This is a genomic window from Pseudomonas yamanorum (genome assembly GCF_900105735.1).
Classification (GTDB): Bacteria; Pseudomonadota; Gammaproteobacteria; order Pseudomonadales; family Pseudomonadaceae; genus Aquipseudomonas; species Aquipseudomonas yamanorum.
The window spans coordinates 2549472-2570332 of the sequence record NZ_LT629793.1 but is presented as its reverse complement, the minus strand read 5'-3'; the positions used below and the strand labels follow the sequence as shown (position 1 = coordinate 2570332).

Here is a 20861-nt window from a genome sequence, read left to right as displayed (position 1 = left end):
GAACTCGGTTTAATGTCTAGTGAAAGTGTCCTCTTACATTGATTTGATCGATACCACTTGCACGAATCTGAATTTTTTTCTGGCCGCCTTAGTAGCATCTTGCTCTGCTACTAGGGAGCTCAGTGTGTCGGCCTCATGTATCATCTCGTGCATGTTGCCTTCAAATTCATTTCCCACCCGCAGCGTGACTCTCAACCTAGGCGTGAAGCCTTTTGAGACTTTCTTTTTCTTCGCTGCGTTTACCGGTTGTACCATCACGACATCCGGGACGTTGTCTTGCACGTGTGTGTTAATTGCTGGCGCAGGGGACTGAGAGTCACCGAATAGCGCCCGGCGCATTTCTTCTTCCGTCAATTCTGTATTCATAACATTTCTCAGAAGGGCGTTATATACAACCATGCCGATTCTATCAGCGTAGTCGGACTCTGCAGTAGTCGTCGCTAGGTCAGACCTGAAGCGGTGGATTGCCACCAGTTACCGTCGGGCGTCATCGTCTGGCCGGCAGCTTCATTCGGATGTATAGCTTATTGATACTGCATGCTTGTTTTATCACTGCTTCACATTTACGCTTTGTCCCGCCACGGTCAATCCCGTGGCCGGGTGTCAGAACCTGAATTGTTCGAGGCGCATAGCGCCATAGCCAGCTATTAGGTGCTTACAGAGGCTTAGCTGCTGCTTTTCTATGGCGGTCCGTGCGGGGCAGGCTTCGGCCTGGCCGGTTCCCTCGGACGCCGGTTTCTGACCCCCGTACGGTCCGCCACCCATTTCGTGTCAGAACGGCTGGGTGGACGGCTCCTTAACTGTCCGAGGAGATAAGGAAAATGACCTGTCCCCCTTTTAAGCTCGTGCGCCACCCCGGTCAAATGATTCAAGCTGCAAACCATCTCGGAGGATTCCGCGATGTTTGATCTTTCGCTTCTCATTGGCCTCCCCAAACCTAACAGCATCGATACTTCATCGCTTACCCCTGAAGATGCAGCGATTAAACTACGGCAGGCTGCAATACTTCGGCTTAATGGAGCACAGAGCGTCCTGCTTCATTTTCCACAGGATGTTGAGCTGGCGGTAGAGCTATTGGACGACGCGGCTGTGTTGTTCGACAAGGCGTTTCGATGTTTGTCCGGTATCCCAGCGCAGCGCGTTCATCAACAGGTTGGTGAGTACGTCTCTGTCCCTTCAGCTGAAGGCTGTCCTGGTCTTCGAACACCATGGGGAAATGAATTCCGCCCGATGATTGAAGACGGCGTCCGGTGCGCTGAGACCTGGCTCGATGGCTCATCATTGCCGCTGTGGTGGGCACTGGCGCAAAACCGAAAGCATCATCGTCCAGGTGATCCCCAAGAAGCATTTGAAGCAGGTTTTTTGCTTCGGTTGCAGCAGACGCTGATCATGCGACGTGAGGCCGTCACTTCTCAATCAACCCGCTTTGATGCCTGAGTCTGTAATTGACGTTTGAGATTTGCTTTTCCCGCCAAACCCTCCGATCAAGCGATCTTTGATCGCGCCGATCGGAGGGTTCATTCGCTTTTCTCGAAGCCGCGGCGTTCCACCCTCCCATTTTCAATTTGACGAGCGCCACGCTTGCTTTCCCCCGTCAGTAATTCCCTGCAACCTTTATCAAGCGCAGCGCCATTTCAGTGTATGTGCGAATCTTTTCGTTGGGCATGGATATAGGTTTGGCGACAGCGGCGACGCCGGCGACAACCCACGTAGAACGTGGCTTGGAGCATGGCGACAATACTGGCGACAGTCGCCACTTTCTGAGCACTTCGGCAGTGACGCTTGACCGCCTTTTCGAGTGAGTATAAAAATTGGCGCACGGATCGCTGTCGTTGACAGCACCTGCCCAGGTAGCCAGAACCTTTAAGGCTACGCCACTTGTGTGGTGGTTCTCCCGAAGTGCGATTAGCGTCCGGCGGCTCGCACGGTCACTCCCCAAGAGTGAAGGATGCCTACTCGACTTATCTGTCCACTGCGGCAGACGATGGACCCTCCTCGCTGCGCTGCAGCAACCTCACCTCTCGACGCACTTCGCTGCGCCAGACTGTGCCCGTCTCTTTCTTCTGGAAAGAGACGGGCACTCGTACCACTGCTGCAAGCCCCGTCGCAAAAGGCATTGCCGCATCTCTCCTCGTGACAATCGGCCTGACAAATCCGATTCGTCGTAATCCGCAACGACACAGGCGCCGGTGCCGCAGCCTATGGAAAGACTGCACCTGACTGACAGTCAGGCATGCCCCAGGTGTCGATGTTGTTGCCTTCTCCCGCTCAGGATCTCCAGGTGTCGAACTCGTCAGTCGGTACAGCCTCCACCCGCCCGCATCTTCGGATGCGTCTAAGGAGGTCAGATTCATGCGGTCATGCCCTTGCTCCCGGTCATAAGGAGCCGTTCGTTCCACGTCAGTGAACACCTCACAGGCTGCAGGGGCCTTGATCCCTGATAACACTCAACGTCCGTGGCGGGACTACGTGAGGACAACCAGCAATGAACGAGGAGAGGGCCCATGCAGCAGTTAGATCCGAAGCTTGAACTACCGCAACCACCTCGACCGCTGATTGAGTCGAATCCCGTGGCCCAGCCTTATCCGGTGCAGGCACTGGGTGGGATTCTTGGGCCTGCGGTAGAGCGAATGGCCGAGGTCATCGGCGTGGCCCAGGCACTGGCCGCGCAATCAGTGTTGGGTGCCTCGGCGCTGGCCACTCAAGGTCATGCGGGCTTACAGCTCGACGGGAGAAATTATCCCCTGTCGCTGTACCTGATCACGGTGGCCGCGTCAGGTGATCGCAAGACCGCCGCAGACCGATGTGCATTGCTGCCGGCACGGCAATGGGAGCGTGAACAGTGGCAGCGCTATCGCGAACAACTTGCCCGGTACCGTGCCGCACAGCGACACGCGCAGCGTATCAAGCCTGGCGATCCTGAGCCCGCAAACGGAATGTCGCTCGAAGCGGAGCCCTCAGCCCCTAGACTGATCACCACGGACCCGACTATCGAGGCCCTGATCAAGGGGCTCTGTCATGACCTGCCTAGCATGGGTCTGTTCTGTGATGAAGGTGGACAATTCCTCGGCAGCAGCACCATGAGTCGGGATAACCGTTTGAAAGCGGTCACGACCTTGTCGTCACTCTGGGATGGCAGCCCGATAGATCGCGCGCGTTCCATGGTTGGTGAAAGCTTGCGAGCCTATGACCGACGCTTGAGCCTGCACCTGATGCTGCAACCGTATTTGGCCATGCAGTTACTCAGTGACCCGTTGCTGCAGGGGCAGGGCGTTCTAGGGCGCTGCTTGATGACCTGGCCCACCAGTCTAGCCGGGCAACGTAGCTACCAGGCTGTCGACTTGTCCAAAGACGCTGTCCTCAAGCGCTATCATCACCGCCTTTCGGCTCTGTTTTATCAGCCTTGGTCACTTTCCGCTGACGGAGCCTTGCAACTGTCAAAGCTGAGCCTCAGTCCGCTCGCGCGTCGTCGCTGGATTGATTTGCATGATGCTATCGAAGCTCAACTGGGTGAGTTTGGCGAGCTGGCCAGCGTGCGGCCCAGCGGTTCGAAGGCCGCCGACAACCTTTTGCGCGTCGCCGGCATTTTGGCCGTTGTGGAGGAGAGCAGTGTCGTGGAGGTCGACCATATCCAGCGGGCCTCGGCCTTAGTTGGCTACTACCTCTCCGAGATCCAGCGCCTGACCGAGCAGGAGCCGGTGTGCAGGGTAAAAGAAGAGGCGGACCGGCTGTTGCGCTGGCTGCAGGTCAAGGATTGGAAGCGCTTCAGTATTCGAGATCTGAATCGCAACGGTCCCCGCTTTGCCCGCAAGAGCAGTAGTCATGCCGCAAAGCTGCTGGTCGAGTTGATTGATCATCAGTGGTTGATCTCCGACGGCCACACCTTCGAGGTGCGCCATGTTCAATCTTGATGAAGCGCTGCGCAACCATCTGGCTCAACGCCAAAAGGAGCCGAAAGTGCGATTTGTCGCAGGTACTGTCGCCACTTTGTCGCCACGCTCAAAGGCAGGCAAGGCAAGGGTTGTCGCCGGTGTCGCCGGTGTCGCCACCCTCCATAGAACTATCACATCGACGACCTCCATTATCCAATGGTTGGAAGAGCAGGGCGCGCATCTTTACGTCACCGCCAACACGCTGTGTTTTCGCCCGACTGATTGGGCTCAGTTCGCGATTGTAAGTGCGCACTGGCGAGCCCTTTTGCATGATCTCGCAGCAGCCGATCAGGAACAGAAAAATGGCTCGGGTCGGTAAGCGAGCAGGGCGTAACTTCGGCTTCGGTCGCCAGCTCAGCTATGCCGGACCGCAAGCACTGAAAGACCTGTTTGGCGATGGCCATTTTGCTACCGTCAAAGCCCATAGTGATCGCTGGAAGGCCTTTGTGCGTTGGTGTCTATCCGAGGAGGGACCGAGGCTCAATGATGCGCGACAGATCGACCGCGAAGTCCTAATGCGGTACGCCGTACACGTGCGGGAGCAGGTTGATCAGGGCAACGTCGGCATAGCTGCCGCGCAGAACCGACTGTCCAGCGTGAACCGAACGATGGCTGCGCTGCGCGGTGATCAATACGTCAAAATCCCGAGTCCGAGTAAGGCGCTTGGCTTGCAGCGCTCAAGCGTGCGTAGTGGGGTGCCACAAGGCCAAGACCGTGTGCAGGTCAGTCTGATTGCGCAAGCGCTGTCAGAGCGACAGCAACTGAGGGTGAGTGCCATCGTGCTCCTCGCTCGGGAGACCGGCATGCGCCTGCGTGAAGCGATCTTGGCGGACTTGCCCCGGCTGCAACGTGAGGCTCGGCAACTGGGCAAGATCAATATCCAGGACGGCACCAAAGGCGGTCGATCAGGCGCATCGGCACCGCGTTGGATTGCGGTCACGGATCAAGTTCGTGGCGCCCTCGACAGGGCCAGCGAGGCCTCACCCAAGGGCAGTCAGAATCTGTTAACACCTGATGAAAGCTACAAAGATTTCTTACAGACAATCGTACGACCGGCGCGGGACATCATGCATGAGCATGGATTGAAAGGCTTTCATGAACTGCGGGCCGCTTACGCCTGTGAGCGCTATGAACAACTGACCGGCTTCTCCGCGCCCATCAATGGCGGTCGTGGTCAACGAGAGGATGGAGCACTCGATCAGCGTGCACGTCAGCAGATCAGCCACGAGTTGGGGCATAACCGCATCGACGTGGTGAGTGCCTACATCGGAGGTCGTCGATGAAGTCCGAGTTCGATATGGCGTTGTTTCTGAGCCCCGTGCTCAAAGGTGCGCATGCCACGCGGCAGCGGCATATCAGGCAGGCAGAAAGGATGCACGAGGCGATTCGTGAACGCTGGAGTTGTGCGACTCCTTGGTCCTGGAAGGAAAAGCACACCAGATGGTTTTTAGAGCACTACCTGCGTTGCTCAGCACCAGCGACCATCTATTACTATGAGTTAACAGCAGGGCTGATCCGCCGCAGAAAGGCGCAACTCGTGGTTGTCTGATAGATCTTTAAGCGTGAGCCCCTAAGTATGGGAATGCGGAGCCTTCCCATACTTAGGGGCTTGGCCGAAGAAGCGCAGGCATGCGGCTGATTTAGCGACAGTCGCCACTTCAGTCGCCCTGCTGCACGGCACGAATTGTCGCTTGCTCAGCGTATCGGCACGACGTTACGGTCCCTGTTTTGATTGATGGCGGATGCCGACAGGCTGCCGGTGGCTGCCTTCTGGATATGTTCACTCCACCAGGCCATCATCGGACGCCGGCGTTCGATGTAATCCGCCCGGTTGTAGGCGCTTCGAACTTCGTCTTTATCGACATGCGCCAGCGCGACTTCGATTAGCTCCGGATCCCATCCATGCTCATTCAGAATTGTGCTGGCCATGGAGCGCATGCCGTGGCTGACTAAGCGGTCCTGAAAGCCCATTCGTTTCAATGCCATGTTGGCTGTCTGGCTATTCGCGTGGGTGCGCGGATTTCTATCTGACGGGAACACATATTCCCTGTGGCCGCTATGGGGCTTAAGCGTCTTCAATAACGAGAGTGCATGTTCGGTCAGCGGGATTGTGTGCGGACGACGCTTTTTCATTCGCTCCGGAGGGATGGCCCAGATGCGTTTTTCGAAGTCGATGTCTGCCCATCGGGTAGTCGCCGCTTCGGCAGGGCGGGTCATAGTGTGTAGCTGCCATTCGATCAGGCAGCGGGTCGTCCGCTTAATGCTGGCGTTCGCGATTTCCATCATGAGCTCCGGAAGCTCATCTGGTGGTAGAGCTGCCATGTTCTCTTTCTTAGGTTTCTTGAACACCGCTCGAATACCGCTGAGAGGGTTGGCAAAGATCATTCCGGAATTGACCCCGTAGGTCATTATCTCGTTAAGGCGCTGGCTCACTCGCTTAACTGTCTCGAGGCTGCCTTTGGCCTCAATCGGACGAAGGAGCTTGATGACCATTGGGGCGCTGACTTCGGAGAGAGGCGTTGATTTCATGCTCGGAAAAACATGCAGTGTGAGGGAGCGCCAAATGTCTTCGGCATACGCCGGCGTGACGGAATCCTTCTTCAGCTCGAACCAGGCAGTGGCCACGTTCTCGAAGGTGTGTTCCGTTTCCGCTCGTTTGGCTTCCTGTAGCTCATTACGCTGAGCTTTTGGGTCGATGCCCTGTGCAAGCAGCTCTCTTGCCTCAACGGTTTTCTTCCTCGCTTGCGCAAGAGAAACCTCGGGATAAGAGCCGAGTGCCATGTTGATTCGATTTTTGGTGACGGGATGCCGGTAGTTGAAATTCCACTGCATCGAGCGATTGACCCTGACTCGCAGTTGGAGCCCGTCGCCATCCGTGAGGACGTAATCCTTGTCTTTCGGTTTGACCGCCTTGAGCTGGCGGTCGGAGAGGCGGGTGGTTTGAGCGCACATGAGAAGTACTCCATGACACCTTTTGGTATTCCCAAGATTAGCGCCGTGTAGCCGGGAATACCATTGGGAATACCAAACTGCCTGGAATTCACAAAGCCTGGAAAGCCTCCTGTGGCCCTGAAACCCCCGTATTTACTGGATTTCAGGCACAAAAAAAGACGTCCGTGGACGTCTTTAGATGATAATTTGGTGGAGCCGGGGGGATTTGAACCCCCGTCCGCCAGTACTCCGCTGTCGGTACTACATGCTTAGCCGTATCTATTAAGTTAACCCTCAGCGACCCGAAGGGCAGGGTGCTTTGGGCGAGTTGTGTAAGTTTTAGCCGATTCGTCCACAACGTACTGCACGGCGATTCTGTTCTATATGACAATCACTTTGGGTTTACAGACATCCCCTGGTGATTGCTGGACCCGAAGGTACCAGAAGCTCAGGATCTAAAGCTGCTTACGCAGCGAGAGAGAATTCCTGGCCGTAGGTTTCGTCATTGGCAACTATAAGAAGTTGCAACAGTGGATTTACGAGTTCTGTTACCAACTCGGCATGCACCTAAAGTTTCGCAACCGGCGTCGAATCCTAAACGGCCCCGTGCTTGTAACTCGTTGTTTCTTAGTGAGTGACAAGCCTGTGCAGTGTACGCCAATCACTTACAGAAGGCCAACCCGAAGGTTGGCCTTGAGCGGTGACAGGTTACTGATTACCGCCTTTGTCCGTGTCTTGCAGGCTTTGCAGCGCCTTGGAGGTGATCTCGATGCACTTCTTGTCATCGCCTGCCGCATGGGCTGCCTTGGCTTGGGAGACGGCGGTGTCAATTTCGCCGGCTTTGCCGCTGGTGTCGGTGGCGAGCAAGGCTTTCCCGTTGTTGATTTTGTCCAGGTTGATTTGGCACAGATCGTCTTTTGTTCCGGCGGCAAACGCGGGGGACGCCAGCATCGCAGCGGTAATGAACAAACCAGCAAGAGCGGAACGCTTCATGGGTATCTCCTTGTGCAAATAGGGCTCGATGCTGCCGGTTTTCCGTGCAGCCAGCGAGGTCACTGATGAGCCTCGTTTGTCGAGGCCTATGCAGATGACTACGCCGGCGCGCAGGGGTTCTGTTTTGTCGCTGGATTAGTCGAAAAACCCCGAAGTCATTAGGTTTGGCACCAAAAAGGGGCGGCTCTAATGGGCCCGCGCCTGGGTCACTCGGTCCACCAGGTACACCAGGCCGTGGTAATCAATTCCACCATGTTGCGTCAGACCAATCTCACACGTACGGCTGGTGGAAATGCCCTCGCTGCAAGACTGCACGGCGTCCTTCAGGCTGCGCAGTGAGTGCGCGTTCAGCTCCGGCGTGGTGAAGCCTTTGTCGCCGGCAAACCCACAGCAATGAATGCCTTCGGGGATCACCACGTTTTTGCTGCACTGCCTGGCCAGGTCGATCAGCGCCTGGCTTTCTCCCAGGTGCTGGGTGCTGCAGGTGACGTGCACGGCGATCGGGGCTTCCTGGGGGGTGAAGTCGAGGCGGTCCATCAGGTGCGTGCGGATAAAGCGTACCGGGTCGTAGAGGTCGAGGCGGGTTTCGGCCAGGTCCTGGACCAGGCGCAGGGTGCACGGGCTGGTGTCGCAGTAGATCGGGTCGAGGCCGCCACGGCTGGCGTGGAGCAGGGCGCCGATCAGTTCCTGGCGTTTGTGTTCGGCTTGTTCGGCGTAGCCCTTGGATGCGAAAGGCTGGCCGCAGCAGAGGTTGTCCTGATTGTCGGGGAAGACTACCTGGTAACCGGCTTTTTCCAGCAGGCCGCGGGTTTTGTCGTACAGCGACATCTGCTCGTGGTCGCCGGCTGCCGGGCCCATGGCGCGTGATACGCAGGCAGCGAGGTACACCACCCGTGGTCGCTCGTCGCTCACGGCGGGGCTGAAACGAATGGCCTTTTCCGGTTGCGGCATGGCGTTGGTCCACTGGGGGATTTGCCCCTTGGACAGGCGGGTTACCGTGGCGGAGAGCTTCGCCAGTCGCGGCGCGCCCAGCAGCATGCGCGCACCGTTGGCCACGTGCAGGGTGAAGCGCGCACCTTGCAGTGCCGTGGCGAAGTGCGTCGACAGCCATTCGGCGGTTTTGGTGCGGTCGGCGTCGCGGCTGCGTAGCTTTTTCACCAGGTCGCCGGTATTGATGCCTACCGGGCAGCGTTGGGCGCAAAGCCCGGTGGCCGCGCAGGTGTCGATGCCTTGGTATTGATAGGCCGCTTCCAGTTCGGTGGTATCGATGCCGGCGCGTTTTCGGGCCTGGATATCGCGCCAGATCACAATGCGCTGGCGCGGGCTCAGGGTCAGTCCTTTCGACGGGCATACAGGTTCGCAGAAACCGCACTCGATGCACTTATCCACAAGCTCGTCCGCGGCGGGCAGTGGCTTGAGGTGCTTGAGGTGGATTTGCGGGTCTTCGCTGAGCACCACGTCCGGGTTGAGAATGCCGTTGGGGTCGAGCAGGCGCTTGAGTTGCCACATCAACTGGTAGGCATCGCTGCCCCATTCCAGTTCGACGAAGGGTGCCATGTTGCGACCGGTACCGTGCTCGGCCTTCAGCGAGCCGCCAAACTCCACGGCCACCAACTGGGCGACGTCGTCCATGAACGCCTGGTAACGTGCGACTTCTTCCGCGCTGTTGAAGCCTTGAGTGAACACAAAGTGCAGATTGCCTTCCAGGGCGTGTCCGAAAAGGATCGCTTCGTCGTAGTGATGTTTGTCGAACAACTCGATCAGGCGGTTAACGCCAATAGCCAGTTGTTCCACCGGGAAGGTCACGTCTTCGATGATCACGGTGGTGCCGGTTTTACGCACGGCGCCCACGGCGGGGAAGGTGTCTTTGCGGATCGCCCACAGGCGGGCGTTTTCAATCGGGTCTTCGGTGAAGTCGACTTGTTTCTCCACCGGGAAGCTGGCCAGGGAGGCCATGATCAGCGCCAGTTGCTCCTGCAGCAGCGAGGGCGAGGCGGCGCGGGATTCGATCAGCAGGGCGCAGGCATTTTCCGATAGCTGCTGTACGAAAGCCGGCATGCCGGGTTTGTCCTGCACCGAACGCATGCTGCGGCGGTCCAGCAGTTCAACCGCTGAAACAGGTTGGGATTTGAGTACCGTCACCGCGTTGCAGCAGGTTTCCACATCCGGGAACACGATCAGGGCCGAGGCTTTGTTCGGGTGGTCGATCACCGTGTCGTAGGTCACTGCGCTGATAAAACCCAGGGTACCTTCGGAGCCCACCAGCAGATGGCTGAGGATATCCAGTGGCTCGTCGAAATCCACCAGGGCGTTGAGTGACAAGCCGGTGGTGTTTTTCAGGCGGTATTTGTGGCGGATTTTCGCAGCCAATTCGGCATTGGCCCGCGTTTCGCGGCCCAGGGTCGCCAGGCGTTCAAGCAGGTCGCCGTGACGTTGGCGAAAGGCTGAAACACTGGCCGGATCTTCCGTGTCCAGGCGGCTGCCGTCGGCCAGCACCAGGCGGATGCCCGCCAGGGTGTGGTAGGTATTCTGCGCCGTGCCACAGCACATGCCGCTGGCATTGTTGGCGACGATGCCGCCAATCTTGCAGGCATTGATCGACGCCGGGTCCGGGCCGATCTTGCGTCCGAACGGCGCCAGCCAGGCGTTGGCTTGCGCGCCGATCACGCCGGGCTGCAAGCGGATTTGTGTGCCCTGGCCGCGAATCTCGCGCCCGTTCCAATTGTCCCCCAGCACGATCAGTACCGAGTCGCTGATGGCCTGTCCCGAAAGGCTGGTGCCCGCCGCACGAAAGGTCACCGGCACGCGGTCGCGCTGGGCCAGTTGCAGCAGGGCCACGACTTCATCTTCCGATTCAACACGGATCACCAGTTGTGGGATCAGTCGGTAAAAACTGGCGTCGGTGCCGAAGGCGAGGGTGGAAAGTGGATCGTCGAAGCGACGATCTTGCGGGATCAGTTGTGCGGCGTCGCTCAGAAAAGCAGCAGGCAGGCTCATCGGTCCTCCAGAAATAGCTGACGCCGGAATCGCTGTCCGGCGTCGGTTCTTACCCTATTACGTGCAGGTCTTAGTGCACCAGCATACCGGTGAACCAGTAGGCCTGGGCCAAAGTGATCAGCCCGACAATCGTCGCGAAGAACAGGCTGTGCTTGAGGGTGAAGCGGAACAGGTCAGATTCCTTGCCCACCAGGCCAGTCGCGGCGCATGCCACGGCGATCGACTGCGGCGAGATCATCTTGCCGGTCACGCCGCCGCTGGTGTTCGCCGCCACCAGCAAGACGTCGTTGACGCCGATCTGGTGGGCGGTGGTGGCTTGCAGCGAGCTGAACAGCGCGTTGGACGAGGTGTCGGAACCCGTCAGAAACACACCGAGCCAGCCGAGGAATGGCGAGAAGAACGGGAATGCCGCGCCGGTAGCCGCCAGTACCAGGGCCATGGTCGATGACATACCCGAGTAGTTGGTGACGAACGCAAAGGCCAGCACCATGCCGATGGACAGGATCGGCCAGCGCAGCTCATAAAAGGTTTCTTTCAAGGTGGTCAGACCAGTTTTGAAATCGATCTTCAGCACCAGCATCGATACCAGGGCGGAGAAGAAAATCGCCGTGCCGGTCGCGGAAATCGGATCCAGCTTGAATACCGCAGGGATGGCTGTTGGCGTAGCAACGATGGGCGCAACCTTGATCACCAGTTGATCCAGGTACGGAATCGCAAAGTTGAACACCGAGCTGTACATCGCGCCGCCAGCGGCGAACATCGCCTTGAACGGCTTCAGGGTCCAGATGGTGACCAGCACGGTCAGGATCAGGAACGGCGACCAGGCCTTGAAAATTTCCCCCAGGCTGTAAGGCGAAGCCAGGGTGTTGCGAGGCAGTCCGAAGCCACCGGCGCTGGCAGTGACGGCAGTGCCGGACGTTGCGCCAGCGATTTGCGCGCCGGCACTGCGCTTGGGCTGCCAGACTTTCAGGAACAGGGTCAGGGAAATCAGGCTGGCCAGGGCCGAGGTGATGTCCGGCAGTTCCGGGCCGATGAAGTTCGAGGTGAAGAACTGGGTCACGGCAAAGCTCAAACCCGCAACCAGTGCGGCTGGCCAGGTTTCTTTGACACCGCGCAGGCCGTCCATCATGAACACCAGCCAGAACGGCACGAACAGCGACAGCAGCGGCAACTGGCGGCCAGCCATGGCGCCGATCTTGAACGCGTCGATGCCCGTCACTTGGCCGGCCACGATGATCGGAATCCCCAGCGCGCCGAACGCGACGGGTGCGGTGTTGGCAATCAGGCACAGGCCGGCGGCGTACAGCGGGTTGAAGCCCAGTCCTACCAGCAATGCGGCAGTAATCGCCACCGGTGCGCCGAAGCCGGCCGCACCTTCCAGGAACGCGCCGAAGCAGAAGCCGATCAGCAGCACTTGTAGGCGCTGGTCGTCGGTAATCGACAGCACGGAGCTGCGGATGATCTCGAACTGGCCGCTCTTGACCGTCAGTTTATAGAGGAATACGGCGGCGACGATGATCCAGGCGATGGGCCACAGGCCGTAGGCAAAGCCGTAACCGGCGGCGGCGAGCGCCATGTCGACCGGCATCTGGAAGGCAAAGATCGCCACCAGGATCGACAGTGCCAAGGTGATGCTGCCCGCAACGTGGCCTTTGAGGCGAAACACCGCCAGGGCCAGGAAGAAAAATACGATGGGAATAACGGCGGCCAGTGCGGACAGGCCAAGGCTGCCGAGCGGGCTGTAGAGCTGTTGCCAGGTTTGCATATGGGGTGGCCCCTAATTGTTGTTGGTCAGGCACTGCTTTGGTGATTTGGATAATTGGTATTACCAATTTACAATCACCGTTGGCTAGGTTAAAAGCCTTCAGGGGGATGTGTCAATTTGCCGCTTGCGAATCTTTGGTCGTAGGTTGGCTTGAACGGATGCTGATCGGCTGAAACGAGGACGTTCTGATAGGTGCCGGATACACGGCAATAGGCCAGAATAGGGGCCCCGGCGAGTGGTCGGGATGGTGGAGAGTGAGTTATGGGGTTTGATCAGGTGCGTCAGCGCCGTTTGTCTGACGATATCGTCGAGCAGCTTGAGGGCATGATCCTTGAGGGCACGCTGAAGTCGGGCGAGCGCTTGCCGGCCGAGCGCGCACTGGCCGAGCAGTTCGGGGTGTCGCGTCCGTCGTTGCGTGAGGCGATCCAGAAGCTGGCGGCCAAAGGTTTGCTGATCAGCCGTCAGGGTGGGGGCAATTATGTGGTGGAGTCGCTGGGTTCAACCTTCAGCGATCCGCTGCTGCATCTGCTGGAAAATAATCCCGAGGCACAGCGCGACCTTTTGGAGTTTCGTCAGACCCTGGAAGCCTCGTGCGCGTATTACGCAGCGTTGCGTGCCACTGAGGTGGACCGCGAGCGACTGACGGCAGCCTTCGAAGAGCTGCAGGATTGCTATACGCGGTCAGACGAAGTGAGCCGGGCGGAAGAGGGCGCGGCGGATGCGAGGTTTCACCTGGCCATCGCCGAGGCCAGCCATAACGCGGTATTGCTGCATACCATTCGCGGCCTGTTCGATCTGCTCAAGCGTAACGTGGTGACCAACATTGGTGGCATGTATCAGCAGCGTACCGAAACACGGGACATGCTGATCAATCAGCACCGTGATCTGTACCTGGCGATTATCGAAGGGCGTGCCGAGCAGGCGCGGGAGGTTTCAACACGTCACCTGCTGTATGTGCAGGAAGTGCTGGAAGAAGTGCGTCAGGAGGTTCAGCGCATGGCGCGGGCGGAGCGGCGCAAAGGGATCTAGCAATTGTTGTGGCTGAGGGAGCGGGCTCCCTCAGCCACATCAAGTCACAAGAAATTCAATCTTCCTTGCCCTTGTTACGCACGGCGCGCTGCAATTCCCGGTTGGAATCGCGTTCGCGCTCGGTGTCACGCTTGTCGTATTCCTTCTTGCCCTTGCCCAGTGCGATCTCGCACTTGACCAGGTGCTTGCTCCAGTACCACGACAGGCAAACGCAGGCGTAGCCTTTTTGCTGCACGGCAGCTTGGAGTTTTTCCAGCTCGCGAGCATTGAGCAGCAGCTTGCGCGTGCGCACCGGGTCGGCAATGACGTGGGTGCTGGCAGTCATCAGCGGCGTGATATGACTGCCGAGCAGCCATGCCTCACCGTCTTTGAGCAGCACGTAACTGTCGACCAGTTGCAGCTTGCTGGCACGCAGACTTTTTACTTCCCAGCCGGCCAGGACCAGACCAGCCTCGAACCGATGTTCGATGAAGTAATCGTGTCGCGCCTTTTTATTTTGCGCGATGGTCCCTGTTGGGTGTTTCTTTTGTTTAGCCATAGGGGCGGCATTATAGGGAGTTGCGAGCGCGTCGGCTACGGTCAACCTGCGTGCTTGAGCGTGTTGAATGAATCCCGGACAATGCAGGCTGGTTTTTGATTTTTTCTTTCGCGAATCCTGTTGTCCTTTCGCGATGTTTGCCGCTCAGCTGTGGAAATAACGCTCACATGACGACGCATATTCAACGTTCGGCCCTGTTGCCCTACCCGGCGCAGGCGCTCTATGACCTGGTCAACGACGTGGCGCGTTACCCGGAGTTCCTGCCTTGGTGTTCGACTGCCGAGGTGTTGGAGAGCAGTGATGAGCATATGGTTGCCAGCGTGGGTGTGGCAAAGGGCGGCTTGAGCCAGCACTTTGTCACGCGCAACACGCTGGTGCCCGGGCAGTCCATTGAGATGAATCTCGAAGAAGGCCCGTTCACTCAGTTGCATGGTGTGTGGGTGTTCAAGGCGTTGAACGAGAAGGCCTGCAAGATCAGCCTGGACCTGTCGTTCGATTATGCCGGCCCTATCGTGCGTGCCACCTTGGGCCCGTTGTTCAATCAAGCTGCCAATACCCTGGTGGACGCGTTCTGCCAACGCGCCAAGCAAATGCATGGCTGAGCCATTGGTTGAAATCGAGGTGGTGTACGCCGCGGTGGATCGCCAGGCGTTGATGAGCCTGGCAGTAGCGCCGGGCTGCAGCCTCAGGGCGGCGGTGTTGGGCTCGGGAATGGCTGCGCAATTCCCGGAGCTGAATCTGGAGAGTTGCCCTTTGGGAATTTTCGGCAAGGTGGTAGCGGACGCTGATGTGCGTGTTGTGCAGGCTGGAGATCGAATCGAGATCTACCGGCCGTTGTTGGCAGATCCGATGGAGATACGTCGCTTGCGTGCGGCGAAGGCTGCCAAGGCAAAACAGCAAAACCCATAGTTTGCTAAACAGCAGGCAACAAAAAGCCCGGCATGCCGGGCTTTTTATCGTGCGTTACAAACTTACTGCGGGCTCGAGTCCAGAGGTTCTGGAGTCGGCACTGGAACGGTTTGTACGCCGTCGACGCCTTTCTGGATCTCGTCCAGTAAGGAGCCAGGCTTGGCCGGTACTTCGGACTTCGGCTTCTCCTCGTTCTGCGCGGGCGCAGGAGCAGTGGTGCCGTTGTCCTTGCCCAGCAAGGCTTCATCGCGGCTTACGCCCGGTTTGAAGTCCCCCGACAGGCTGACGAGCTGGTCATTGCCATTGAAGATGACACTGACCCGCTCCTGCTGGCGTTCACCGCCACCAGGTTGGATGCTATAGAGATAATCCCAGCGATCGGCATGGAATGTGTCGGTCAGCAGGGGATTGCCCATGATAAACCGTACTTGCCGTCGGGTCATTCCCGGGCGTAACTGGTCTATCATGTCCTGCGTGACGACATTGCCCTGCTGGATGTCGATTTTGTAAACCCCGGGGAATGAACAACCGGCGAGTGCGAGCAGTCCCACAAAGGTGAAACTGGTTAGCAAGAGCTTGGTGTTTTGCATCGGTGGGCGACTTCCACTATCTTGGCTGGGACAACGTAAACGCCGATCATACCCGTATTAAGAGAAGCTGCGAAGCAGCATCCGCGAGAAAGCTAACCATGGTTGAAAATAGCGAACTACGCAAAGCCGGTCTTAAAGTGACTCTGCCACGAGTCAAGATTCTACAAATGCTCGATTCTGCTGAGCAGCGCCACATGAGTGCCGAGGATGTATACAAGGCGCTGATGGAGTCTAACGAGGACGTCGGCCTGGCCACGGTTTACCGTGTTCTGACCCAGTTTGAAGCAGCAGGACTGGTGGTTCGTCATAATTTCGACGGCGGTCATGCAGTGTTCGAATTGGCTGACGGCGGTCATCACGACCACATGGTTGACCTGGATACCAATGAGGTTATCGAGTTCACCAGTCCGGAAATCGAGAAGCTCCAGCACATGATCGCTGAGCAACATGGATTCGATTTGGTGGACCACAATCTGGTTCTCTACATACGTAAGAAAAAGTAAGAAAGCTACGCAGATTCGCTCTGCGAAACGATCGAAGGCGACCCTAGGGTCGCCTTCGTGCTTTCTATAGAAAGAAAATACTCAGTAAGCCAGGCTTCAGACCTTCGCGGTTACCACCATTTTCTTCGCGTGAGCCAAGGACTCCTTGGTCAGGTCAATGCCGCCGAGCATCCGTGCCACTTCTTCTACCCGTTCGGTCTTGTTCAGCTTGGACACGGCGGTATGGGTCGCATCGCTGCCACGTACCTTGTGCACGAACAAGTGTTGATGTCCTTGGGCGGCTACTTGTGGCAAGTGAGTGACGGTCAGCACCTGGCCACGATCGCCCAGTCGGCGCAGCAGTTGGCCAACGATCTCGGCAGTCGGGCCACCGATCCCTACGTCCACTTCATCGAATACCAGCGTTGGCACGCGTGAGGTCTGGGCGGTGATCACCTGGATCGCCAGGCTGATCCGTGACAGCTCGCCGCCGGACGCTACTTTTGCCAGTGCCTTCAATGGCTGGCCCGGGTTTGCGCTGACCAGCAGTTCTACCTGTTCGAGACCATTAGGCAGCAGCTCATTGCTGGTGTTGGTGTGCAGCTCGATGGTGAAGCGCCCGCCGGGCATTCCCAGGCGCTGGATCTCTTGTTCCACCGCGCTGGCCAGGCCCGTCGCCGCCTGATGGCGCAGGTCGCTGAGTTCTCGGGCTTTCTCTTGATAATGGCGAGCAAACGACGCTAGTTCTTCACCCAGTCGCTCGATGGACTCATCGTTGGCGTTCAGGGTTTCGATTTCATCCAGCAGCTTTTGCTGCATGGTTGCTACTTCGGTCGGCTGGATCCGGTGTTTGCGCGCCAAGGTATAGATGGTGTCCAGGCGCTCTTCTATATCTTGCAAGCGTGCCGGGTCGGCATCGAAGTGATCGAGGAAGCGGTTCAACTCGCCCACGGCTTCTTCTACCTGGATTTGTGCGCTGGTGAGCAGTGTGGTGGCTTCATTCAGTGAGCCGGAGGCATTGTTCACACTGGACAGGCGATTGAGGCTGGCCGTCAGGGCGTTGAGCACATTGCCGGAATCACTTTCGCTGCACTGCTCCACCACTTGCCGGCAGATGCCCAGCAGGGTTTCGGCGTTGGTGAGGTTCTTGTGTTCCTGTTCCAGTTGCTCCAGTTCTGTCTCACCGAGCCCCAGGCTTTCCAGCTCTTCCAGTTGGTAGCTGAGCAATTGGTGACGGGCCCGCTGCTCATCGCCGGAGTTGGAGAGACGCTCCAGTTCCTGGCGCGTCTGGCGCCAGCGCTGCGCAGCCAGTTGCACTTGGCGCGCAAGGTCCGTGGCGCCGGCGTACTCGTCGAGGAGTCGGCGATGGGTGTCGGTTTTCAGCAGGGACTGGTGTTCATGCTGGCTGTGGATGTCGATCAGCAGCTCGCCCAGGGCTTTCAAGTCGCCGAGGGGGCAGGGGGTGCCATTTATATAGCCGCGGGAGCGCCCTTCGACAGTGATCACCCGGCGCAGGATGCACGGGCCTTCATTATTAAGGTCGCGCTCGGCAAGCCAAGCCTCGGCTTCCGGGATGTCGGCCAGGTCAAAGGTGGCGAGGATGTCGGCTTTGTCGGCGCCAGGGCGTACCACGCCGCTGTCGGCACGATCGCCCAGGGTCAGGCCCAGGGCGTCGAGCATGATCGACTTGCCGGCGCCGGTTTCGCCTGTGATTACGCTCATCCCGCGATCCAGTTCAAGATCCAGATGTTCAACGATGGCGTAGTTATGTACGGACAGGTGCACCAGCATGACGGCCGCTCCCAGGCTTTAGGTCTGGTTATTTATACAGTGTTTTGTTTGAGGGTGACAATCCTGATGCTTAGTCCGATTTGCTTGAATAACTGTCTTTTTAAGTGCGACAGGGAATGATCGGGGGAAATTGATCCAGGACAAGTGAAAGACTTTTGGTAACGCCCCAGCCCTTGAACCTGAAAATTGTGGCCCCATATACCGGAACAGAAGCGCGAGTCGAGTTCGCGCATGATTTTGAAAGGAGAAATCTATGGCTGACGAACAGACGCAGGATACGCAAAATCCAGACGCCAACCAGGCCGCAGGTGAAGATCTGGCAGCTCGTGTGCAAGTGCTCGAAGAGCAATTGGCCGGCGCACAGGATCAATCGTTGCGTGTTGCCGCTGATCTGCAGAACGTCCGCCGCCGCGCCGAGCAGGATGTAGAAAAGGCTCACAAGTTCGCCCTGGAAAAATTTGCCGGTGATCTGCTGCCGATTATCGACAGCCTGGAACGTGGCCTTGAGTTGTCCAACCCGGACGACGAAAACATCCGCCCAATGCGCGAAGGGATCGAACTGACCCTGAAAATGTTCCAGGACACCCTGAAGCGTTATCAGTTGGAAGCCATCGATCCACAAGGCGGCGAGCCGTTCAATGCCGAGCATCATCAGGCGATGGCGATGCAGGAAAACGCTGATCTTGAGCCGAACAGCGTGTTGAAGGTGTTCCAGAAGGGTTACCAGCTCAACGGTCGCTTGCTGCGCCCGGCAATGGTTGTGGTGAGCAAGGCTCCTGCACCGGTTGCACCTTCTATTGATGAGCAGGCTTGAAATAAGTCGTAACGGCCCCATCTATAAGTCAAGCGTTTAAGTACTGCCGCAGTTAGCCACCACTGCTGTGGCAACAAAATCTAAGTTTCGGGAGAGTAAATCATGGGCAAAATTATCGGTATCGACCTGGGGACTACCAACTCCTGCGTCTCCGTGCTGGAAAACGGCGTATCCAAAGTTATTGAAAACGCCGAAGGCGCACGTACCACCCCGTCCATCGTGGCTTATGCCAACGACGGCGAAATCCTGGTTGGCCAGTCCGCCAAGCGTCAAGCTGTGACCAATCCGCATAACACCCTGTACGCGGTGAAGCGTCTGATCGGTCGTAAGTTCGACGAAGAAGTTGTACAGAAAGACATCAAGATGGTCCCGTACAAAATCGCCAAGGCTGACAACGGTGACGCCTGGGTTGAAGTGAACGGCCAGAAAATGTCGCCGCCACAAATCTCGGCTGAAATCTTGAAAAAGATGAAGAAAACCGCCGAAGACTACCTCGGTGAGGCCGTGACTGAAGCGGTGATCACCGTTCCGGCCTACTTCAACGACAGCCAGCGCCAGGCGACCAAAGACGCCGGCCGTATTGCTGGCCTGGACGTAAAACGTATCATCAACGAACCAACCGCAGCCGCTCTGGCCTACGGTATGGACAAGGCCAAGGGCGACCACACCGTGATCGTTTACGACCTGGGTGGCGGTACCTTCGACGTTTCCGTGATCGAAATCGCTGAAGTCGATGGCGAGCACCAGTTCGAAGTGTTGGCCACCAACGGTGACACGTTCCTGGGCGGTGAAGACTTTGACATTCGTCTGATCGACTACCTCGTTGACGAATTCAAGAAAGAAAGCGGCATGAACCTCAAAGGCGACCCGCTGGCCATGCAGCGCCTGAAAGAAGCCGCTGAGAAAGCCAAGATCGAACTGTCTTCGAGCAATTCGACCGACGTGAACCTGCCGTACATCACTGCAGATGCCACCGGTCCTAAGCACTTGAACGTGAAAATCTCCCGCGCCAAGCTGGAGTCGCTGGTAGAAGACCTGGTTCAACGCACCATCGAGCCTTGCCGCATTGCGCTGAAAGACTCGGGTATCGACGTTGGCGCGATCAACGACGTGATCCTGGTCGGCGGTCAGACCCGTATGCCACTGGTTCAGAAGCTGGTGACCGAGTTCTTCGGTAAAGAAGCACGTAAAGACGTGAACCCGGACGAAGCTGTTGCCATGGGTGCTGCCATCCAGGGCGCGGTATTGGCCGGCGACGTGAAAGACGTTCTGCTGCTGGACGTCAGCCCGCTGACCCTGGGTATCGAAACCATGGGTGGCGTGATGACTGCGCTGATCGAGAAAAACACCACGATTCCTACCAAGAAATCGCAAGTGTTCTCGACTGCCGACGACAACCAGGGCGCCGTGACCATTCACGTGCTGCAAGGTGAGCGTAAGCAAGCTGGTCAGAACAAGTCCCTGGGCAAGTTCGACCTGGCCGAGATTCCACCAGCACCACGTGGCGTGCCACAAATTGAAGTGACCTTCGACATTGACGCCAACGGCATCCTGCACGTAGGCGCCAAAGACAAGGCCACCGGCAAGACTCAGTCGATCGTGATCAAGGCAAACTCGGGTCTGTCCGAGGAAGAAATTCAGCAGATGATCCGTGATGCTGAAGCCAACGCTGACGAAGACCGCAAGTTCGAAGAACTGGCTGCTGCCCGCAATCAGGGTGATGCACTGGTCCACTCGACTCGCAAAATGATCGCTGACGCTGGCGACAAAGTGACTGCCGAAGAGAAAACTGCGATCGAAGCTGCAGTAGTCGCCCTGGAAGCCGCCGTTAAAGGCGACGACAAGGCTGCCATCGAAGCCAAGGTTGAAGAGCTGTCGAAAGTCTCTGCGCCAGTCGCTCAGAAAATGTACGCCGAACAAGGCCAGCCGGCTGACGGTGCTGCACACCAGGCAGAACCTGAAGCCAAGCACGACGACGTTGTCGATGCGGAGTTCGAAGAAGTCAAAGACCAGAAGTAACTTGGTCGCCCGGTTGACCGCTCACAAGCGGTGACTGGTAGGATGTCGCCGCGCGGGAGCTTGCTCCCGCG

At 57.8% G+C, this 20861-nt stretch carries 19 protein-coding genes and 1 other RNA gene; 11 read left to right on the top strand and 9 right to left on the bottom strand.

Translation table 11 applies throughout. From position 1 onward, the window contains the following. Window positions 1–33: 33 nt before the first annotated feature. Window positions 34–366: a hypothetical protein gene (locus BLU46_RS12380; protein WP_093210149.1), complete on the bottom strand. Its 333-nt coding sequence runs from the start codon at window positions 364–366 to the stop codon at window positions 34–36. A gap of 534 nt (window positions 367–900) precedes the next feature. On the opposite strand from BLU46_RS12380, the gene BLU46_RS12375 reads away from it, so the two are divergent. The 5 genes from BLU46_RS12375 (at window position 901) to BLU46_RS12355 (ending at window position 5481) form a co-directional block, all read left to right on the top strand. Beyond that, window positions 901–1437 (top strand): LasR-specific antiactivator QslA, encoded by a 537-nt coding sequence (locus BLU46_RS12375; RefSeq protein ID WP_057711090.1) that lies wholly within the window; start codon window positions 901–903, stop codon window positions 1435–1437. A 1067-nt stretch (window positions 1438–2504) separates the two neighbouring features. Further along, window positions 2505–3911, top strand: a complete 1407-nt coding sequence (locus BLU46_RS12370) for a YfjI family protein (RefSeq protein ID WP_093202026.1) — start codon at window positions 2505–2507, stop codon at window positions 3909–3911. Then, window positions 3898–4251, top strand: a complete 354-nt coding sequence (locus tag BLU46_RS12365; protein WP_093202022.1) for a hypothetical protein — start codon at window positions 3898–3900, stop codon at window positions 4249–4251. Before BLU46_RS12370 ends, BLU46_RS12365 begins: the two co-directional genes overlap by 14 nt. Further along, window positions 4235–5215 (top strand): integrase domain-containing protein, encoded by a 981-nt coding sequence (locus BLU46_RS12360; RefSeq protein ID WP_093202017.1) that lies wholly within the window; start codon window positions 4235–4237, stop codon window positions 5213–5215. Before BLU46_RS12365 ends, BLU46_RS12360 begins: the two co-directional genes overlap by 17 nt. Further along, complete coding sequence (locus tag BLU46_RS12355; protein WP_093202012.1) at window positions 5212–5481, top strand: hypothetical protein; 270 nt, start codon at window positions 5212–5214, stop codon at window positions 5479–5481. Before BLU46_RS12360 ends, BLU46_RS12355 begins: the two co-directional genes overlap by 4 nt. Window positions 5482–5627: 146 nt before the next feature. Here the strand turns inward: BLU46_RS12355 and BLU46_RS12350 are convergent, their stop codons facing one another. The 5 genes from BLU46_RS12350 to BLU46_RS12330 all read right to left on the bottom strand — a co-directional run bounded on the left by BLU46_RS12350 (window position 5628) and on the right by BLU46_RS12330 (window position 12618). Beyond that, window positions 5628–6884: an integrase domain-containing protein gene (locus BLU46_RS12350; RefSeq protein ID WP_093202007.1), complete on the bottom strand. Its 1257-nt coding sequence runs from the start codon at window positions 6882–6884 to the stop codon at window positions 5628–5630. A gap of 187 nt (window positions 6885–7071) precedes the next feature. Further along, window positions 7072–7469, bottom strand: a transfer-messenger RNA (tmRNA) gene (ssrA, locus tag BLU46_RS12345). A 102-nt stretch (window positions 7470–7571) separates the two neighbouring features. Next, window positions 7572–7856 carry a hypothetical protein gene (locus tag BLU46_RS12340; RefSeq protein ID WP_063033225.1) on the bottom strand — a complete coding sequence of 95 codons (285 nt, stop codon included), beginning with the start codon at window positions 7854–7856 and terminating at the stop codon, window positions 7572–7574. Between the two features lie 186 nt (window positions 7857–8042). Next, entirely contained in the window at window positions 8043–10853 is a 2811-nt protein-coding gene (locus BLU46_RS12335; protein ID WP_063033224.1) for an FAD-binding and (Fe-S)-binding domain-containing protein, read from the bottom strand. A gap of 70 nt (window positions 10854–10923) precedes the next feature. Then, the gene (locus BLU46_RS12330) at window positions 10924–12618 is read right to left on the bottom strand and encodes a lactate permease LctP family transporter (protein ID WP_063033223.1); all 1695 of its coding nucleotides are present in this window, start codon (window positions 12616–12618) and stop codon (window positions 10924–10926) included. Between the two features lie 261 nt (window positions 12619–12879). On the opposite strand from BLU46_RS12330, the gene BLU46_RS12325 reads away from it, so the two are divergent. Continuing rightward, window positions 12880–13647, top strand: a complete 768-nt coding sequence (locus BLU46_RS12325) for an FCD domain-containing protein (RefSeq protein ID WP_063033222.1) — start codon at window positions 12880–12882, stop codon at window positions 13645–13647. A 55-nt stretch (window positions 13648–13702) separates the two neighbouring features. Here BLU46_RS12325 and smpB read toward each other — a convergent pair whose 3' ends face one another. Then, window positions 13703–14185, bottom strand: a complete 483-nt coding sequence (gene smpB, locus BLU46_RS12320) for an SsrA-binding protein SmpB (protein WP_017478553.1) — start codon at window positions 14183–14185, stop codon at window positions 13703–13705. A 167-nt stretch (window positions 14186–14352) separates the two neighbouring features. On the opposite strand from smpB, the gene BLU46_RS12315 reads away from it, so the two are divergent. Both BLU46_RS12315 and BLU46_RS12310 read left to right on the top strand, forming a co-directional pair. Next, the gene (locus tag BLU46_RS12315) at window positions 14353–14787 is read left to right on the top strand and encodes a type II toxin-antitoxin system RatA family toxin (RefSeq protein ID WP_003212236.1); all 435 of its coding nucleotides are present in this window, start codon (window positions 14353–14355) and stop codon (window positions 14785–14787) included. Continuing rightward, a complete protein-coding gene (locus BLU46_RS12310; protein WP_063033220.1) occupies window positions 14780–15094 on the top strand; it encodes an RnfH family protein in 315 nt (104 codons plus the stop codon). Before BLU46_RS12315 ends, BLU46_RS12310 begins: the two co-directional genes overlap by 8 nt. Before the next feature lie 62 nt (window positions 15095–15156). Here BLU46_RS12310 and BLU46_RS12305 read toward each other — a convergent pair whose 3' ends face one another. Next, complete coding sequence (locus BLU46_RS12305) at window positions 15157–15684, bottom strand: outer membrane protein assembly factor BamE (RefSeq protein WP_017478555.1); 528 nt, start codon at window positions 15682–15684, stop codon at window positions 15157–15159. 98 nt (window positions 15685–15782) lie between these two features. Here BLU46_RS12305 and fur point away from each other — a divergent pair, with 98 nt between their 5' ends. Beyond that, entirely contained in the window at window positions 15783–16187 is a 405-nt protein-coding gene (fur, locus tag BLU46_RS12300) for a ferric iron uptake transcriptional regulator (protein ID WP_003212228.1), read from the top strand. Between the two features lie 96 nt (window positions 16188–16283). On the opposite strand, the gene recN is transcribed toward fur, so the two are convergent. Beyond that, on the bottom strand, window positions 16284–17957 hold the full coding sequence (gene recN, locus BLU46_RS12295; protein WP_093202003.1) for a DNA repair protein RecN: 1674 nt from the start codon (window positions 17955–17957) through the stop codon (window positions 16284–16286). A 253-nt stretch (window positions 17958–18210) separates the two neighbouring features. Between recN and grpE the strand changes: the two genes are divergently transcribed. Together grpE and dnaK are read left to right on the top strand one after the other, a co-directional pair. Then, window positions 18211–18771: a nucleotide exchange factor GrpE gene (gene grpE, locus BLU46_RS12290; protein ID WP_003212224.1), complete on the top strand. Its 561-nt coding sequence runs from the start codon at window positions 18211–18213 to the stop codon at window positions 18769–18771. A 102-nt stretch (window positions 18772–18873) separates the two neighbouring features. Continuing rightward, window positions 18874–20790, top strand: coding sequence for a molecular chaperone DnaK (gene dnaK / locus BLU46_RS12285; RefSeq protein ID WP_063033219.1), 1917 nt, complete (start codon window positions 18874–18876; stop codon window positions 20788–20790). Window positions 20791–20861 lie beyond the last annotated feature (71 nt).

Excerpts from the sequence above, each read along its gene's own strand:
- BLU46_RS12350 (WP_093202007.1), bottom strand. The coding sequence starts at position 6,884 with ATGTGCGCTCAAACCACCCGCCTCTCCGACCGCCAGCTCAAGGCGGTC.
- BLU46_RS12380 (WP_093210149.1), bottom strand. The coding sequence starts at position 366 with ATGAATACAGAATTGACGGAAGAAGAAATGCGCCGGGCGCTATTCGGT.
- recN (WP_093202003.1), bottom strand. The coding sequence starts at position 17,957 with ATGCTGGTGCACCTGTCCGTACATAACTACGCCATCGTTGAACATCTG.
- fur (WP_003212228.1), top strand. The coding sequence starts at position 15,783 with ATGGTTGAAAATAGCGAACTACGCAAAGCCGGTCTTAAAGTGACTCTG.
- grpE (WP_003212224.1), top strand. The coding sequence starts at position 18,211 with ATGGCTGACGAACAGACGCAGGATACGCAAAATCCAGACGCCAACCAG.
- BLU46_RS12355 (WP_093202012.1), top strand. The coding sequence starts at position 5,212 with ATGAAGTCCGAGTTCGATATGGCGTTGTTTCTGAGCCCCGTGCTCAAA.
- BLU46_RS12305 (WP_017478555.1), bottom strand. The coding sequence starts at position 15,684 with ATGCAAAACACCAAGCTCTTGCTAACCAGTTTCACCTTTGTGGGACTG.
- BLU46_RS12315 (WP_003212236.1), top strand. The coding sequence starts at position 14,353 with ATGACGACGCATATTCAACGTTCGGCCCTGTTGCCCTACCCGGCGCAG.
- BLU46_RS12370 (WP_093202026.1), top strand. The coding sequence starts at position 2,505 with ATGCAGCAGTTAGATCCGAAGCTTGAACTACCGCAACCACCTCGACCG.
- BLU46_RS12340 (WP_063033225.1), bottom strand. The coding sequence starts at position 7,856 with ATGAAGCGTTCCGCTCTTGCTGGTTTGTTCATTACCGCTGCGATGCTG.
- BLU46_RS12375 (WP_057711090.1), top strand. The coding sequence starts at position 901 with ATGTTTGATCTTTCGCTTCTCATTGGCCTCCCCAAACCTAACAGCATC.
- BLU46_RS12365 (WP_093202022.1), top strand. The coding sequence starts at position 3,898 with ATGTTCAATCTTGATGAAGCGCTGCGCAACCATCTGGCTCAACGCCAA.
- dnaK (WP_063033219.1), top strand. The coding sequence starts at position 18,874 with ATGGGCAAAATTATCGGTATCGACCTGGGGACTACCAACTCCTGCGTC.
- smpB (WP_017478553.1), bottom strand. The coding sequence starts at position 14,185 with ATGGCTAAACAAAAGAAACACCCAACAGGGACCATCGCGCAAAATAAA.
- BLU46_RS12360 (WP_093202017.1), top strand. The coding sequence starts at position 4,235 with ATGGCTCGGGTCGGTAAGCGAGCAGGGCGTAACTTCGGCTTCGGTCGC.
- BLU46_RS12330 (WP_063033223.1), bottom strand. The coding sequence starts at position 12,618 with ATGCAAACCTGGCAACAGCTCTACAGCCCGCTCGGCAGCCTTGGCCTG.
- BLU46_RS12335 (WP_063033224.1), bottom strand. The coding sequence starts at position 10,853 with ATGAGCCTGCCTGCTGCTTTTCTGAGCGACGCCGCACAACTGATCCCG.
- BLU46_RS12310 (WP_063033220.1), top strand. The coding sequence starts at position 14,780 with ATGGCTGAGCCATTGGTTGAAATCGAGGTGGTGTACGCCGCGGTGGAT.
- BLU46_RS12325 (WP_063033222.1), top strand. The coding sequence starts at position 12,880 with ATGGGGTTTGATCAGGTGCGTCAGCGCCGTTTGTCTGACGATATCGTC.